Genomic DNA, 16,316 nt, shown 5'->3' with positions numbered 1-16,316 from the left:
TGCAATGATATGATAAAAAGAAAGATAACCTTTTACTGGATTTTATTGTTTGCTGGTATTTTATTTTCATTTAATACCACAGCTTCAGTTAGCAGGGCAGCGGCTAAAGATACCAAAAAGCCAACCGTGACAGTAGCTTCATCTACAAAGGATTATGTGAATAAAAATATTAAAGTTACAGTAACCGCTAAGGATGCTTCTGGCATTAAGCTTGTGAAATGGGCTTCTGGAAGTAAGACAGCAAGTTATTTTAAATCGAAAGGAACAAAATTGTCATTGACCAAAAGTAAGACTTCTGTCACAATTTGTAAAAATGGAACTTATTCTTTTTATGTAAAGGATAAGGCTGGTAACATATCTGTTAAAAAAATTGTGATTAAAAACATCGATAAGACTACGCCGATTATGGAACCAGAATACCAAGTGAATAATCAAATTGCGGTTGTTTCACTGAATGCCTCAGATAGTGTAAGTGGAATTGGAAATGCTTTGTATATAAAAGGAACTGTATCAGATACTGATTCTGAAAAGTGGTCTGAAAAAGGTACTTCTATATCCGATTTAAGTACCTTTCAAGTTTATGAACCTGGAAACTATAGCATTCTTCTAGCTGATGAAGCTGGAAATAAAGTGATTGAAACCGTTAATGTAAAGCTGGAAATAAATGCTGTATGGATTTCATATTTAGAATTTGCTTCTGCAAAAATCTCAAGTATGTCAGAATTGGAATTTCATGAATATGTTGATAATATGTTTGAACAGTGTTTAAACATGAAAATGAATACAGTAATTGTTCAGGTACGTCCATTTGGTGATGCACTTTATGAATCTTCTTATTTTCCATGGTCCTCCTACATTTCAGGAGAACAAGGTGTTTCGCCTTCCTTTGATCCACTAGAGTATATGATTGAGGCTGCTCATTCCAGAGGACTAGATTTCTATGCATGGGTTAATCCATATCGGGTGGCAGCGGCAAATGTTACGGATATTAAAACATTATCCTCGAATAACCAGGCCAGAATATGGCGGGAATCTTCTAGTACTGATAAAAAACGAAATGTATTAACTTATAATAAGCAAATGTATTATAATCCTGCAAAAGCTGAAGTACGAACCTTGATTGTAAATGGAATTAGAGAGATTGTAAAAAATTATGACGTGGAAGGAATTATTTTTGATGATTATTTCTATCCAAGCTTGGGTTCTTCTTATAAAACAATTTTTGATTATGCAGAATACAAATCATATAAGTCAGAATGTGAGTCAAAAGGAACAACTCAGAAAAGTATTGAGACCTGGAGAAGAAATAACGTTAATATTTTACTTAAAAGAGTGCAGAGTGCTATTAAATCCATTGACGATACCGTGAAGTTTGGAATAAGTCCACAGGGAAATCTGAACAATTTAAGAGCTAATGACAAGAATTATTGTGACATCGATACATGGATGAGTTCTACCTCATATATAGACTTTATCAGTCCACAAATTTACTGGTCCTTTACGAATAGTGCCGCGCCGTTTGCTGATATGTTAGATAGTTGGATTCAGGCAAGAACAAACGAGAAAGTTTCTATTTTCGTTTCATTGTCTGCATATAAGGCTGGTTTGTCAAAGGCTGAGGCATCAGCACTGAGTCCTGCTGATTTAGAATGGTATTCATCAAGAAATGTATTGAAACGACAAGTTGAATACGGCAGAGAAACAGGAGTTGTGGATGGCTATATGTATTTTAGGTTTGATAACATGGTAAGTTCAAAAGCTTCGAAGGAAATTAATAATTTAGTCAATATTTTACCATAGTTAATTGCAATTTCCTATCACATGAAAAAATCTGGCATCAATATATCTTCTTGATGCCAGATAAGAATTTTACAGTACAATTACTCTAGCGTATAAGTAAAGTCAGCTACTGGTGTTCCAGTACCTTGGAAACCAAAGTTTACAGAGCTTCCTGCACTTATTGACTGGTTCCATGACATTGGTGTAATAATATAATAGTCACCAACTTCTGTTACTTGGGCACACCAGATATTCGTAATAGCAAAGTCTGATTTCTTAACAGTTAATTTCCAACTGTTAACTGTTAAATCTGATGTATTCTCAATATATACATTCATAGTATAACCAGAAGACCATGCATTAGTTTGTGTTGATAATTTTAGTGTTGAAGAAACAACAGATGTATTTTTTAATGTAAGTTCTTGATTTGCTCCTTCACTAAACAAGAATGTAAGTTTTATGGTTGCATCTGTTAATGTTGTAAGGTATTCTTTCATAATTGTTACAGTATTTCCAGTAATAATATAATCAGTTCCTGCCACTAACGTATAAGAACCATTTTTAATAGCAGCGAGTGTATTTCCATTTAACGTAATGCTAACAGTTACGTCAGCTGCTTCATCTGAATTATAGGAGATAGTAGTCTGATCCAATATTGAATTTGGAATGGTTTCTGTGACAGTAATTTTGATGGTTGCATCATTTCCTTGATCAAATCCGAATACAAGCGTCTGAACCCCTGTATTTAAGGTAGCAAGATACTCTTTTTTAATTGTAATTATTGTATCAGTTACAATATAATCTGTATTTTCTACTAATGTATATGTGCCATTTTTAATAGAAACGAGTGAGTTGCCATTCAAATCCATTGTTACATTGACATCAGCCTGAGCTCGCTTTTCAAAAGACTCAGTTGTTGGTGTAATAGCTGCATCTGGCACAGTGTAAATAACTTTTATGGCCAGAATTGCGGTTGAACCATCTGAGAAAGTAAAGGTTAATTGTACAGAACCAGTTGACAAAGTTGCAAGGTATGTTTTACTAATTTTAATAGTTGAATTTGCAAGTGTATAATCCACACCATTAACCAGTGTATAAGAACCGTTTACGATATCAGCTACTGTAATTTCTGTTGAAGAAAGTGTTACATTGATATCTTTCTGTGCCGCTGTATATTTATTAAACTCTGCTGTAGTAGGAGAGATAGCAGTTACAGGGCTTGTGTCACCAATGGCAACAGCAAGTACAGGATCTACTCCGTTGTCATAATCAAATGTTAATTTAATAGTCTCATCAAATGGCTGTGTAGATAAATATTCCTTTGATATTGTTACAATAGTTCCATCAACTGTATAGTCTGTACCGTTTACTAAAACATCAGTACTATTTCTAATTGCTATAAGTGTATTATCCTTTGGAACTGTTGTAATTATTAAGTCGGTCTGTTTTGATGGATTTTTATCAAATGCAGCGACTGTTGGTGTAATGGAAGTACTTAACTCAGATTCTGGTCCGTATACACCAATTTCAAAAATGGAATATCCCCAGCTATAATTGTATCTTTGTGTTCCATACATTCTAACATACCGTCCAGATGCATCAAGACTGATTTCTTCTGTTCCACCTTTACCGCTATAAGTGATATATGCATCTGTCCATGTTGTTCCATCATCAGATACCTGGATACGATATTGTGAAGCATATGCAGCTTCCCATACAATAATCATCTTGGAAAGTTCTTTTTTAGCACCTAAATCAATGCATACCCAGTTAGGATCTGTATTAGTAGATGCCCATCTAGTATTTAAATCACCATCTGTTACATTTGCTGCTTCATAGCCGGTGCTTTCTACGGAAGAACCTGTTACCATTTTACCTTCAGCTAGATTTCCATAAGGCAACGGCTCAGATGGCATTTTAGGAGGCAGATTTGTAAGCATGGAGTCAGGTCTTTTTGCCAGCTTTTGAATACTATAATCGCTGGTAAGGCATACTTCTGTTCCGTAAGCATTTAATGTATCAAAAGTACTGTCAGTTGTCATATCAAGAAAAGTCTGAGGGTTATTCCCAGGTCCCCAAGACCATGCAATATATCCAATATTTAATTTTGCACAGTATTCCATGATAGTTTCGTAAGGAATTTTTCCTTGTTCAGATTCTTCCCATTCATGGCCAAATTCACCAACAACAAGTGGAAGATTCATTTCAACTGATTCATTAAGTTCATCAATTACTTCTTGTGCTGTGTGTCCATACATGTATGGCCACCACATATGTACTGAGAATAGAAGATTATGGTTTGGATCTGCTTGAATAAGTGCTGGTCCACAGCTTTGAAGAATATTAATATTTTGTCCCCATGTACTTCCATCGATCATAAGTGTAGAATTAATTCCAGCGGCTCTCATTCGGGTTACGGCTGTTGTATAATCATCTGTGAACTGAGTATCTGTGATATTTCCATTTCCAACCTCATTGCCAATGTTTACAATTAAGTAATCTTGGTGCTTAATGAGCACTTCGGCAATATCTGATTTCACCCAGTAGTCTACCAGGCTGGTTAATTTTGACCATTCACCTGTAGCATCATGAACTTCAATAATAGGAATCATATGCTGTGCGCGGCAGTTTGTAATGACTGTATCGAGATCCTTTGCTGTATCGCTAATGGACCATGTGATTCTTACACAGTTTGCACCTGTTTTTGAAATTTCCTTAAAAGATGGGTCACCATCCTTATCTGTCCAGGTACACATTTTGTTTACACCATAAAGTATGACTTTTTCACCCTGATTATCGTAGAGATATCTTCCTTCTACGCGAAACCCTGGATGTGTGGCATCTGCTGCAGCATCTGCTGTAAAAGTATAATTAGGAGAAATTATAAAAAACAGCATGGCGGCAATTAGTGCTAGAAAATAACGTTTTTTCATTAATAAATCAACCCTTTCATTTTTAATATGATTTTTTTGAAAGATAAAACGCAGTTATGTAATTATCTCTCACTTTAATTATAAAGCAGCATATTAAAAAGGCAATTTGTTGTGTGTAAGATGTACTAAAAAATGTAACAAACACTTGATAGTATAGGGGTCAGTATTTTAATATGCTTAAATAATCATAGTTACACGAAAGCAAATACTTTTTTGAGAAATTACTATAATTAGAAAAATACAAAAATAAATCAAAAATGATGGAATTTTATAACATATTGAGTTATACTGTATATAAATATATTGTATAATAAATCAAATATTTTACGAAGGGAGATCGGTAAATGAATTATGGTTATTTTGATGATGCCAACAAAGAATATGTAATCACTAGACCAGATACACCTACTCCATGGACAAATTATCTTGGCTCAACAGAATATGGAGCTATTATTACAAATAATGCTGCTGGTTATAGTTTTATTGGTTCTGGTGCAAATGGAAAACTATTAAGATTTCGATTTAATGCATGTTACTCCAATTTACCTGGAAGGTACATATATATTAGTGATCAAGAATCAAAGGATTATTGGTCAGCCTCATGGCAGCCCGTCGGAAAAAGTCTGGAAAACTATCAGACTATTTGCAGACATGGGACAGCGTATACAGAGATTACTTCACAATATCAAAACATTGAGACTTCGACACTCTATTATGTGCCGTTGCATCAGCAGTATGAAATATGGCATTTTAAAGTAAAAAACATGGATACTGTAACTAGAAATTTATCAATTTTTGCTTACTCAGAATTAACAAATCATAAATTAGAAGCTATGGATATGAATAATCTACAATATAGCCAGTATATCAGCCGTACTTATTATAAAGATAATCATCTTATGCAATATACAAATGGATTATCTGACGATGGTTGTTGGCGGTTCTTCGGTGTTAGTAAAGCCAGTGCTGTAGGATGGGATGGTTCCAGAGAAGGATTTTTAGGAACATATGGATCTTATAGCACCCCAAGTGCTGTGATTAATGGAGCATGCAATCAAACACTAAATTATACTGGAAATTCGTGTGGTTCGCTCCAAGTAAATGTAAATTTAGAACCCCAAGAAGAAAATGAAATGGTATTTATACTTGGGGAAGGAACGGATGAAATGGCCAGTCAGCTACTAAACCATTATAAGAATGCCAGAGTAGTTCAAGAAGAGCTGTTTCAGCTAAAACAATATTGGCATTCCAAGTTAGAAGCCTTTCAAGTACAAACACCAGATTCTAAGTTTAACAGTATGATCAACGTGTGGCATAGTTATGAATGTTTTGTTAATACATATTGGTCAAGAACGGCATCTCTTATTTACTCCAGTGGAAGGAATGGACTAGGATATCGAGATACTGTAGCAGACCTTCAGAGTATTATGCATCTTGATCACAAGCTGGCAGGAGAACGGTTAGTTACGTTACTTTCGGGGCAGGTATCAAATGGCGGTGCACTTCCGTTGGTTAGATTCGATCACATTCCTGGAACTGAGTTTTTACCGGATTCACCAGAATACCAACAAAAAACAGGATATGATAATTATAGATGTGATGATGGATTATGGTTATTTGAAGCAGTTCTGCAATATATAAAGGAAAGTGGAAAAGTGGAATTTTTGGATACAATCATACCTTATTCAGATACGGGAAAAGCTACTGTATATGAGCATTTAAAGAAGGCATTGGAATTTTTATTAGCAAGACTTGGCGAACATCATTTACTTATAGCGATTGATAATGATTGGAATGACTGTTTGAAGCTGGGCAGTCAGGGAGAATCTGTATTTGCCTCCTTTCAGTTATATCTTGGTTTGAAAATTTTTCAAGAATTGGCTCATCTAATACATAAAGATAAAGATTTAATATGGGCAGAATCTCATGCAAAAGAATTATATAGCAGCTTACAGACCCATTGTTTTCAGGATGGTCAATTTATCCGGGCAATCACAAAAGATCATCATGTCATTGGTGCTAGTACTAATGAAGAGGCATCCTTGTGGCTTAACCCTCAAACATGGTCTGTCATTAGTGGAGTTGCTAGTCCCAAACAGGCAGAAGAAGTCCTTGATAAAGTAGATAAAATTTTAAAAACTGAATATGGGGCATTATTATTTTATCCCTCTTATACATCATTTAAATTGCCAGAGATAAATATGGCTGTTTATTTGCCTGGAGTAAAAGAAAACGGAAGTATTTTTTTGATGGCAGAGGCTTGGATTATAAAAGCTGAAACAATGCTGGGACATGGCAATCAAGCTTGGGACTATTTTAATAGTACCAATCCAGCATCCTATAATGATAAGTGTGAGCTGCACCAAACTGAACCTTATGTGTATAGTCAATTTGTTGAAGGAATAGAGAGTCCATACTATGGAAGAGCTCATGGTCATTGGTTAACAGGCTCTGCCTCTTCTATTATGCTCTCTGTAGTAGAAGGCATTTTGGGTGTACGTGCTGATTATGATGGGCTGATTGTTCAGCCTTGTATCCCTTCCAAGTGGGAAGAATTTTCAATAGTCCGGCATTTTCGAAATAAAACACTTCACATTCATGTGTGCAATCCCGATCATGTAGAAAAGGGGGTAACAAAAATTGTACTCAACGGTGAAGAATTCATCAATAGCTGCTTTATTCCACTTTGTAAAATGAAAGAACTTAATGAAGTAGAAATAATTATGGGATAATTAAAAAAATAATATATAGGAGGTATAGTATGAAATTACCAGAAGGATTTACAACAGAAGAACAATATCAATTTCCAAGCATTTTAAATGTATGCATTTTTAAAGGGGCATGTCCAGCCAATTGTGTTCATTGTCCAGTTGGAAAAACAGAACAAAGTAAACGAAAGGATGCATTTGGCTCAGAAGCTATGAAGATGGAGGTATTTAAGAAGATAGTAGATGAGATATCTGGCTATCCTCAATCAACGCTGCGTATTCATAGTGTTGGAGAGCCTTTGCTATGGGAAGATTTAACCAATGCACTTACATATGCAAAATCAAAGGGTGTAAGAACATGGATTTTTACAAGTGCTATTACTCACCAGAAGGACTTGCTTCGTATGATTGTTGAAACATGCGATATTGTTGAAGTATCCATTAATAGTTATGAAGAGGGTGATTATCAAGAAACAAAGGGAGTAGATGCTTACTGCCTTGTTGCTGAAAATGTGGAATATATGTCCAAGGTGATTAGAGAGAAGAATTTACATACAAGATTATTAGTTAGCCGTGTTGAAAGTGATGATAAGGAGTATGATCAGAATTTCATTTCTTATTGGGAAAAAACAAATTTAGTAACCGATACATTTGTGAGATCCTATCATTCCTATAATAGTTTGATTGAGGATAGAATTAAAAGAGAGAAGACTGTTGCATGCCATGTCCATTGGGGAAGATTTAATATTGATACTAATGGAGAGGTAGTTGTTTGTTTTAATGAATTATTTAAAGGACCTAATGTGGATCGGAACTTAATAATTGGAGATACAAAAACACAAACAATTGAAGAAATATGGCACGGGGATAAATTGAATAAAATTCGCAGATCACAGCTGGAAAATAAACCAGATTTAGTAGATTTTACTGACAATTTACCTTGCAACAATTGTACCTACTGCCAGCCATTATTTTCAGATACCGTAAAGAGTGAAAATCAGATATCACAATTAGTAAACAAGTAGAGGTTAATAAATTATGAAAACATATAAGATTCGAGAAGAAAAGATAGGAGCTATGCTATTTGATAATCAGACAGGAAAAAGTATGGTTCTGACAGAAGAACAATATCAAAATCTTCTACATCATAACAAGGAAGGTTTTGAATATCTTTATGATAATGAAGGAAGTCCTTTGTTTACCATCTTTCGTGCCAGGATGGATAGAAATTCTCTGCCCTCAGACTGTCTCTCCGCCCCATCAAAAGTGTATTTTGAAATAACTAGGCGGTGTAATTTGAAATGTGTGTATTGCTACAATAACAGCAGAAATGATTTTAAAGTGGAGTTGGATAAGGAAAGAATTTTTGAACTGATAGATCATTTTTATGATACTGGAACGTTTGAAATCAGGCTGACAGGCGGAGAGCCAACACTCCATCCAGACTTATTTGAATTATTAGCATATCTTAAGAAAAAGGATTTTTTTGTTTCACTCGCAACCAACGGAGTCTGGAATGAAAATCTGATTCGTAAGATTAGTGAGACAGATATCAAGATCATTATTGTAAGCTTGGATGGACCAGAAGCATATCATGACAGCATGCGTGGTAAAGGAACATTTTCTGTAGTTACTAATACAATCCGGGAATTACAGCGTATTAATAAATTTGCATTAAAAATTAATACCGTATTATGTAAGGAAAATAAGGATTATATTGAAGCTATTGTAAAACTAGCCGATGATCTTGGAGTTAAGGGTGTAAACTTCGCACCTCTTAGATGTTCTGGAAGAGCCGCAAATGAAACGAATTATGGTACTCCATTAACTCAAAGTGATATGTATGAGGTAGTAAAAAAAATTACGGAATTAAGAAAGCAGTGTAAAGTTATGATTCAGACGTATTACGATATTTTGGAAGAGGATAACAGTACAGGTACGTTTCCGTCTTCCCTTTTGAATAATACAAGTTGTGCAGCAGGAATTGAGGTGGCAGCAATAAACCCATTTGGAGAGGTATATGGTTGTGTAGTATCGCCCGCAAATAGCGAAGAAGATACCGCTGAAAAGAGATTGTTTACTGCTGGTAATCTTGCCGTTGAGGATTTTAGTCATATATGGCTAGATTCATTACGATGGAAAATATATAGAGATCTTACATTTAATAAAAGTAAAAAATGCTTAGAATGCACCTTTTATTCAAAAAAATGTTTTGGTAATTGCATTGTGGATTCCTATGCACAAGGTGGAAGCCCAAATGCAGAAAGCCCATTGTGTTTTGTGGATCTCTTATAATCAGATTGTATCAAATGAAAGAATAAAATCTACATAAGGGGTGAAAATCAATGTCAAAAATACATAAAATAGGAACGGCAATTATTATTGAAAATTCAGCGGGTAAGATATTACTGCAACATAGAGATAAAAACCCAGAAATCAAATATCCAAACACTTGGGTACTCTTTGGTGGTGGAAAGGAACCAGAAGAGAGTCCTGAAGAAGCAATTCAGAGGGAACTCATGGAAGAACTGGAATTTACTCTTAAGGATTATGAATTTTATCAAAATTATCATTATGTTGATGAGGAAGAGGAACATTTACAGTATATATATTATATTAAACTTGACCTGGATGTTAATCAACTGAAACTAAAGGAGGGTGATGACCTTAACTATTTTAGCTGGAGTGAAATCAAACAACTATCACTTGGGTTTAATGTAAGCGATATATTAGAAGATTTCTTTTTAAAACGAACACAAATCAGCTCAGAAAAAGTTAAGAATAGAAAAATAAAAACGATACTGATTAATCTGCCAATTCCATTTGTGGAGGATGATGAACGTCAGCCCCCGGGAGGTCTAGTATCCATTGCAACTTTCGCCAGAAGCAAAGGCTATGATATAGATATCTGTGATCTTTCAGGAAATGCACCTGATAACCTATTGCCACTTGTGGAAAAAGCAGATATTTATGGGATTGGAACATACTCCGCTACGTACTCACTTGCTGTCAGTTTATTAACTGAACTCAAAAAGAAATATCCCAATGCACTATTTGTAGCAGGAGGCCCTCATGCCAGTGCATTGCCGGAGCAGGTTGCAATGGATTTTGATTGTGCAATGTGTGGTGAAGGAGAGAATGCTTGGTGTGAAGTGATAAAAGCAGTTGAAAATGGGCAGCGGCCAGATCGAATCATTCGGGCAGCAGTAATTGAACATCTTGATGAACTTCCATTTCCAGATTATGAATCGTTTTGTGACATGAATAAATATACAAGACAGATTGATGGCATCCCAGTAATGTGCTTAGATTCTTCGCGTGGATGTAATTTCCGTTGTAGATTCTGTAATTCAACTGTTAATAAAAGGGGATATTGGAGGGCAAGAAGTGCTGAAAATGTAGTAGAAGAAGTAACTTGGCACTATAACAATGGATGGAGAGCATTTCGCTTTAATGATGATAATTTTTTAGCAGATCCAAAGCGGGCAGCTAAAATCTGTGAGTTATTGGAACCGTTGCAGATTAAGTGGCGCATATTTGCAAGAGCAGAATCACTGAATTCAGAACTATGCAAAAAACTGTATGATGCTGGTTGCACACATATAAGTGTAGGAATTGAATCATTGAGTTCAGAGATGTTGGAACGAATGGGGAAAGCAACTTCTATTGAACGTATTAAGGTTGGATTAACCCATGCGAGAGAAGCAGGAATCAAGACAAGAGGCTTTTTTATTGTGGGTTTTCCTGGAGAAACAGATTATACGGTAGAAGAAACAATCATTCAGCTAGAAGGTCTTAATTTGGATGAAGCCACAGTATATCCTTGCCTGGCTTATCCAGGAACTGATTTGTTCCATCGCTCAGAATATTATGGAATTACATGGATTGAAAGTGATTTTTCAAAATATATACAGGTTGGAAAAGAAAAGTCTGCTGGATATGTAATTAAAACAAAAACGTTTGGACCAGAAGAAATTCAGAGATGGAGAATGCTATTAATGAATGCACTGAAAGAAAAAGGAATTAATTGGTGTGATGAGAGCAAGGAAGTAGTTTAATTACTTTATTTTTGGAGGATATAATAAATGAACAATTTGGCAAAAGGAAGTCCATTAAAGAGTATTCTGCTATTTGCAATTCCAATTTACATTGGTCAATTATTTCAACTGGGGTATAGCCTAATCGATACAAGAATTATTGGCCGCATTTTAGGTGAAACATCACTTGCAGCTGTTGGATCAACAACCTCCTTAAGTGATATGCTGGTGGAGTTTTTGAATGGAATTATCTGTGGGTTTGGTATCATTATCTCTATCTATTTTGGCTCTGAGGATGAAGATAAGATGCGAAAGGCAATTGGAGGTACCATTCTGTTTGGTGGAATTGTTACAATTTCAATAAGCAGTTTATGTCTAGTCTTATTGCCACAGATACTAGGTGTATTAAATGTATCTTCAGAACTTATGCCAGAGTCAGTTTCATACATTCGAATTATAGTTTTGGGATTGCTTGCAACTACTTTTTATAATATATGTGCGGCTATCCTTCGTGCCATAGGTGACTCCTATACGCCTTTAATTTTTCTAATTCTATCGAATCTCTTTAATATAGGTTTAGATTACTTATTTATTTTGTATTTTCAAAAAGGAGTTTCTGGGGCTGCAATTGCAACGGTACTGTCTCAAACAATATCTGCTGTAATTTGTTTCTTTTATATGAGATTAAAGTATAAGCAAATTGTTTTACATAAGGAAGATATGATACCAAGCAAAGAAGTTACTTTGAAGCTATTGCCAACAGGGTTATCAATGGGATTTATGATCTCATTTGTAACGTTAGGTTCTCTGGCACTTCAGACTAGCATTAATACATTTGGAACAAATATTATTGTAGCTCATACTGCGGCAAGAAAGGCTACTTCATTATTTCTTACTCCATTTTTTGTAATGGGAACAGCCCTTGCAACCTACTGTGGGCAAAATCTCGGGGCAAAAAAATACGGGCGTATTAAAAAAGGAATTCATGACACAATCTTACTTGCTGTTTGCTGGTGTATGGTTGTAATAGCAATTGTATTTATATTTTCACCTTTAATTATTAGAATCATTACAGCAAGTCAGGAAACTAATATTATCCAGACAGCATCACTGTATTTGCGAGTTAACTCTATTTTTTATATTTTGCCTGCTATTATATGTATCTTTCGCAATAGTATGCAAGGGTTTGGTGATAAAACGACACCATTAGTGTCTAGTTTGATTGAATTAGCTGGTAAGGTTATCATTGCCTACTTGTTTGCACCTGTAATAGGATATATGGGCGTGATTGTATCCGAACCGATTGTTTGGGCTCTAATGGTTCTCCCTTTGATTATAAATATGCGAAAAAATCCTATATTAAAGAAACAAGATGCGTTAGAAGAATAGAATTCTATGAATTATAAAAGAGAAGATATGTTTGTATCCTACAGACATGTTACTTCTCTTTTATTCTTTCTAAATAATAGCAGTAGAATATTTCCGTAATTTATTCCCTTAATTTCACTGCTTTTGCAGCAAGTCGTTTTCTATCTTCGTCCAAAGCAGCATAATGCTTTCTGGTGGTATTAACATCATTGTGACCCAGTACCTCAGCTACCAGGTAAATATCTCCCGTTTCCCGGTACAAATTAGTTCCATAAGTACTGCGTAATTTATGTGGTGTAATATGTTTAAAACTAGTGATTTGCTTTGCGTGTTCTGACACAAGATTTTCAATTGCCTTTACAGTCATTCTTTTTTTCTGTATCGAAAGAAACAGCGCATTTTCATGACCTGTAACAGGATGAATTAAGCTTCTTGAAACTTCAAGATAATTTTGCAGAGCATTTTCTACTTCTTCTCCAAAATACACATAGTCCTCCTTACCACCTTTGCGTATTACCTTAATTCGATTGTTTTTAAAATCAATGTCATTTATATCCAGGCCAACACATTCTGATACTCGTATTCCAGTGCCTAGTAGAAGAGTAAAGATAGCTAGATTTCGTACCTTGTTTTTTTCAAAATAAATCTTTTTCATTCCGGTAAGATTTTCTCCTCCAAATTCCACCAAATCCAATAATTCAGCAACTTCATCGTAGTCTAATCTAATAATTTCACGTTGGTGAAGCTTGGGCATGTCTAAAACAACTGTTGGGTTGTTTTGAATCATTCTTCGTTTGGAATAATACAAGTAAAAGCTGCGCAAAGATGAAAATTTTCTATGAATTCCTCGTTCATCATTCTTTTGAATTTTTCCGTCTAAGCCTTCATAAACCTTTAAAAATTCCAGATATTCTTCAATATCTGTTGGCTGTAGCAAATCCAAATCAGATAGTTTGATTTGAGAAGTTTCTTTATTTCTAAAATAGGAATTGGATTCCCTTAGGAAAAAGAAAAAAACCCGCAAGTCATAGGCATATGAAATTCTTGTTTTGGTTGAGGTTGTTGGTTCGATAGCTCGAAAATAATCCTTTGTAAAGGAGGGTAAAGTTTCTAAGATGCTTCGTAATTTTTTTGTGTTTTCAATATATTTTTGCTGATGATATGTAAGATTGTCCATATAATAAAACCTTTCATTAATTTAACATAATTATTTTGTTCTATGATAATTATAACGAATAACCGTAAAACAGTCAAGTCTTTTCGATAAACTCAACATATTTTGCGAAGAGAGTACGCGGAGTGCGCATCATGCCCCACGCGCCGTAGCGCATGTACTGTCTTTGCAAAATAGCAGTTTATCGAAACAGAAATGACGTTTACAAACTATTGATACAAACATTTTCCATCATGTTTACAACAGCTACATGGTTTCAAACATTCGCCACAGCACTTACAAACACTAGGTACTTGCTTAGAAACAAAATATGTACATCTAGGTTCTTCTTCTGTTACATCTACTACATTTTCCTCTATGACCTTATCTATACATGATAGGATAGAAGACGGGTCGAAATAATCTCCATATACCTTTTTCAAATCATCATTTTCTTGCATAGAATACAACAATTCTAAACATTCAACACGTTGCTTAATAGCAGTATCAACCGTCATTTTCTATCACTCCTTTTTTTTCAATTCGTAATACCTAATGTAACCGTCACCCTTTTTTACTTGCTTAAAATTAACCATATCATATTCAGAATCATTTATAATAGCACCATGCACACCAAAATCCAATTCTTCCATATCACCCTCATAAACCGTTACAGAAGGAATATTTAAATTTTTTGAAACCCAATATTTTTTCTTATTTTTTGCTACAGCGGATAACTCTTTTGTAACATATTTGCCTATATACATTGCGACCTTTTCAGTATCTCTAATTTTAGTCGCAGTTGTAAAACCAAGCTTATAAGAACCAATATTATAAATGATATTTCCATCATTATCCACATGACCGCTATCAAGTATTTCCAATTCATCAATATTATTCATAATGCCATGAAAATGAAATCGTCCCGAAGTAGGATGTAACTCAGGGACAAAAAGATATTTCATATTTGGACATTTTCTTTTATGAATATTTTTTAACCATTGACTTAACTTTTTAGTAACTATTTCATAATCAAAACTATCTACTTTTTTAGGGTCAAATGTCATAGTTACAAACCATTTCCACTCATTACTCCGCGCATAATCATAAATCATATTTTTACTCCTATTTTTAGAACTTTTAGCACTCTTATTTACTTTATAAACTAATTCGTCAATACTTAAATGAGGACTTAATTCATTATCATTTTTATCCTCACAAGACAAATTAGAAAAATTATATCTGTTCATTTTTGAATAAATAATTATCTGTTTATGAGAATTATCAAAATCTTTAATTTTGATGTTATAAAAATCAATAAATATCACCTCATTCCAAAATGACTCTTAAGTGTAGGTATAGTCAAGTAGGCGCGGGACTAAAAAGGGAGAGTGCGCGCGGTAAACCGCTATACGCATTTCTCCCTTTTTATATTCCCTTTTCGCACCTTATTTCTAGTATTATAGAGATTCCTATTTCTATCGAGAACAAACCTACAGGAAGTCATAAACTTTTTAGGTTCACATATTTCTATGTCACCTTGCTTACGCTCCAGTTCCTTAGCATTATAGGACACTTCCCATTGAAATCGCCATAACTTACGACACAAATATGCATTACGAACATAACGACGTATTTTAACGTCCACGTCATTCCACTCAGGGAATGTAATTAAAAAGTATATATTACTCTTGCGGCATTGCGTAATAGAAGCAATTATTTCTTTTGGAAAAGTCTTAAAATCCCTAGAATCAAATAGTTCCGATCCCTCATCCAACAAAAATACAGTCCCATGATAATCGTCCATATCTTTCATATGCGCAGATGTCAGTTGCCCCCAATCAGAAAACGGAGTATAAGGGAAATTCAAAGGAATGTTGCTTACTATCTCAACATTCCCCTTGTATTTCTTCCAAATTTTATATGTTTTCCAAACAGCCGTAAGGGTTTTTCCCTTGCCAAAATATCCTAGTTCCACGTCAATTCCCTTTTTCTTAAATTTCCTCCATTCACGTTCTTTTATAGCTTTGACAACGTCTTTAAAGCTATAAAAAACAATAGGAATAATATTACCTATAACGCAGAATAGAAGAGTGAATAAAAGCATTATCATGGCTTAATCACCATCCTTAAAATTGATATTACAGCCATATACATGGAGTCAAAAAGACAAATTATTACAAATGCACGCAAAAAAACACCAACATCAAGTACATTTATTTCATTGCCACCCATGATAAAATCCATTATTCCTTGCATTTACATACCTCCTTTATTAATTCGCTTTAGGACCCAAGCAACAGTCCACCGCTGCTTAAAATAAAACATTGTAAAACCA

The 16,316-nt window shown here is 34.6% G+C and carries 12 protein-coding genes; 6 read left to right on the top strand and 6 right to left on the bottom strand.

The window, feature by feature from the left end; all coding sequences use genetic code 11:
• The first annotated feature begins 9 nt into the window (after positions 1–9).
• Complete coding sequence (locus BM305_RS14760) at positions 10–1,800, top strand: glycoside hydrolase family 10-like protein (protein WP_092562393.1); 1,791 nt, start codon at positions 10–12, stop codon at positions 1,798–1,800.
• 80 nt (positions 1,801–1,880) lie between these two features.
• Here the strand turns inward: BM305_RS14760 and BM305_RS14755 are convergent, their stop codons facing one another.
• The gene (locus tag BM305_RS14755; protein ID WP_092562390.1) at positions 1,881–4,712 is read right to left on the bottom strand and encodes a X2-like carbohydrate binding domain-containing protein; all 2,832 of its coding nucleotides are present in this window, start codon (positions 4,710–4,712) and stop codon (positions 1,881–1,883) included.
• Positions 4,713–5,056: 344 nt separating this feature from the next.
• On the opposite strand from BM305_RS14755, the gene BM305_RS14750 reads away from it, so the two are divergent.
• From BM305_RS14750 to BM305_RS14730, 5 genes are read left to right on the top strand one after another with little or no spacing between them, the layout of a single operon-like run.
• Positions 5,057–7,444, top strand: coding sequence for a glycoside hydrolase family 94 protein (locus tag BM305_RS14750; protein ID WP_092562387.1), 2,388 nt, complete (start codon positions 5,057–5,059; stop codon positions 7,442–7,444).
• 29 nt (positions 7,445–7,473) lie between these two features.
• A complete protein-coding gene (locus BM305_RS14745) occupies positions 7,474–8,445 on the top strand; it encodes a radical SAM/SPASM domain-containing protein (RefSeq protein WP_092562384.1) in 972 nt (323 codons plus the stop codon).
• A 13-nt stretch (positions 8,446–8,458) separates the two neighbouring features.
• The gene (locus tag BM305_RS14740) at positions 8,459–9,715 is read left to right on the top strand and encodes a radical SAM protein (protein ID WP_242940556.1); all 1,257 of its coding nucleotides are present in this window, start codon (positions 8,459–8,461) and stop codon (positions 9,713–9,715) included.
• 50 nt (positions 9,716–9,765) lie between these two features.
• Complete coding sequence (locus BM305_RS14735) at positions 9,766–11,478, top strand: B12-binding domain-containing radical SAM protein (protein ID WP_242940555.1); 1,713 nt, start codon at positions 9,766–9,768, stop codon at positions 11,476–11,478.
• 27 nt (positions 11,479–11,505) lie between these two features.
• Positions 11,506–12,846 (top strand): MATE family efflux transporter, encoded by a 1,341-nt coding sequence (locus BM305_RS14730; RefSeq protein ID WP_092562381.1) that lies wholly within the window; start codon positions 11,506–11,508, stop codon positions 12,844–12,846.
• A 100-nt stretch (positions 12,847–12,946) separates the two neighbouring features.
• Here BM305_RS14730 and BM305_RS14725 read toward each other — a convergent pair whose 3' ends face one another.
• The 5 genes from BM305_RS14725 to BM305_RS19215 form a co-directional block, all read right to left on the bottom strand.
• The gene (locus BM305_RS14725; protein ID WP_092562378.1) at positions 12,947–14,002 is read right to left on the bottom strand and encodes a tyrosine-type recombinase/integrase; all 1,056 of its coding nucleotides are present in this window, start codon (positions 14,000–14,002) and stop codon (positions 12,947–12,949) included.
• A 206-nt stretch (positions 14,003–14,208) separates the two neighbouring features.
• Positions 14,209–14,496, bottom strand: coding sequence for a hypothetical protein (locus tag BM305_RS14720; RefSeq protein WP_092562375.1), 288 nt, complete (start codon positions 14,494–14,496; stop codon positions 14,209–14,211).
• 6 nt (positions 14,497–14,502) lie between these two features.
• On the bottom strand, positions 14,503–15,306 hold the full coding sequence (locus tag BM305_RS14715) for a rolling circle replication-associated protein (RefSeq protein WP_092562372.1): 804 nt from the start codon (positions 15,304–15,306) through the stop codon (positions 14,503–14,505).
• 80 nt (positions 15,307–15,386) lie between these two features.
• The gene (locus BM305_RS14710; protein ID WP_092562369.1) at positions 15,387–16,091 is read right to left on the bottom strand and encodes a zonular occludens toxin domain-containing protein; all 705 of its coding nucleotides are present in this window, start codon (positions 16,089–16,091) and stop codon (positions 15,387–15,389) included.
• A complete protein-coding gene (locus BM305_RS19215) occupies positions 16,088–16,237 on the bottom strand; it encodes a hypothetical protein (RefSeq protein ID WP_177214749.1) in 150 nt (49 codons plus the stop codon). The genes BM305_RS14710 and BM305_RS19215 overlap by 4 nt, the downstream gene beginning before the upstream one ends.
• Positions 16,238–16,316 lie beyond the last annotated feature (79 nt).

The sequence above is a fragment of the Anaeromicropila populeti genome, assembly GCF_900112775.1.
Classification (GTDB): Bacteria; Bacillota; Clostridia; order Lachnospirales; family Lachnospiraceae; genus Anaeromicropila_A; species Anaeromicropila_A populeti.
The sequence above is the reverse complement of the archived record's forward strand: the minus strand, read 5'-3'. Positions and strand labels throughout refer to the sequence as shown.

Excerpts from the sequence above, each read along its gene's own strand:
- BM305_RS14760 (WP_092562393.1), top strand. The coding sequence starts at position 10 with ATGATAAAAAGAAAGATAACCTTTTACTGGATTTTATTGTTTGCTGGT.
- BM305_RS14710 (WP_092562369.1), bottom strand. The coding sequence starts at position 16,091 with ATGATAATGCTTTTATTCACTCTTCTATTCTGCGTTATAGGTAATATT.
- BM305_RS14740 (WP_242940556.1), top strand. The coding sequence starts at position 8,459 with ATGAAAACATATAAGATTCGAGAAGAAAAGATAGGAGCTATGCTATTT.
- BM305_RS14730 (WP_092562381.1), top strand. The coding sequence starts at position 11,506 with ATGAACAATTTGGCAAAAGGAAGTCCATTAAAGAGTATTCTGCTATTT.
- BM305_RS14720 (WP_092562375.1), bottom strand. The coding sequence starts at position 14,496 with ATGACGGTTGATACTGCTATTAAGCAACGTGTTGAATGTTTAGAATTG.
- BM305_RS14745 (WP_092562384.1), top strand. The coding sequence starts at position 7,474 with ATGAAATTACCAGAAGGATTTACAACAGAAGAACAATATCAATTTCCA.
- BM305_RS14755 (WP_092562390.1), bottom strand. The coding sequence starts at position 4,712 with ATGAAAAAACGTTATTTTCTAGCACTAATTGCCGCCATGCTGTTTTTT.
- BM305_RS14725 (WP_092562378.1), bottom strand. The coding sequence starts at position 14,002 with ATGGACAATCTTACATATCATCAGCAAAAATATATTGAAAACACAAAA.
- BM305_RS19215 (WP_177214749.1), bottom strand. The coding sequence starts at position 16,237 with ATGCAAGGAATAATGGATTTTATCATGGGTGGCAATGAAATAAATGTA.
- BM305_RS14735 (WP_242940555.1), top strand. The coding sequence starts at position 9,766 with ATGTCAAAAATACATAAAATAGGAACGGCAATTATTATTGAAAATTCA.
- BM305_RS14750 (WP_092562387.1), top strand. The coding sequence starts at position 5,057 with ATGAATTATGGTTATTTTGATGATGCCAACAAAGAATATGTAATCACT.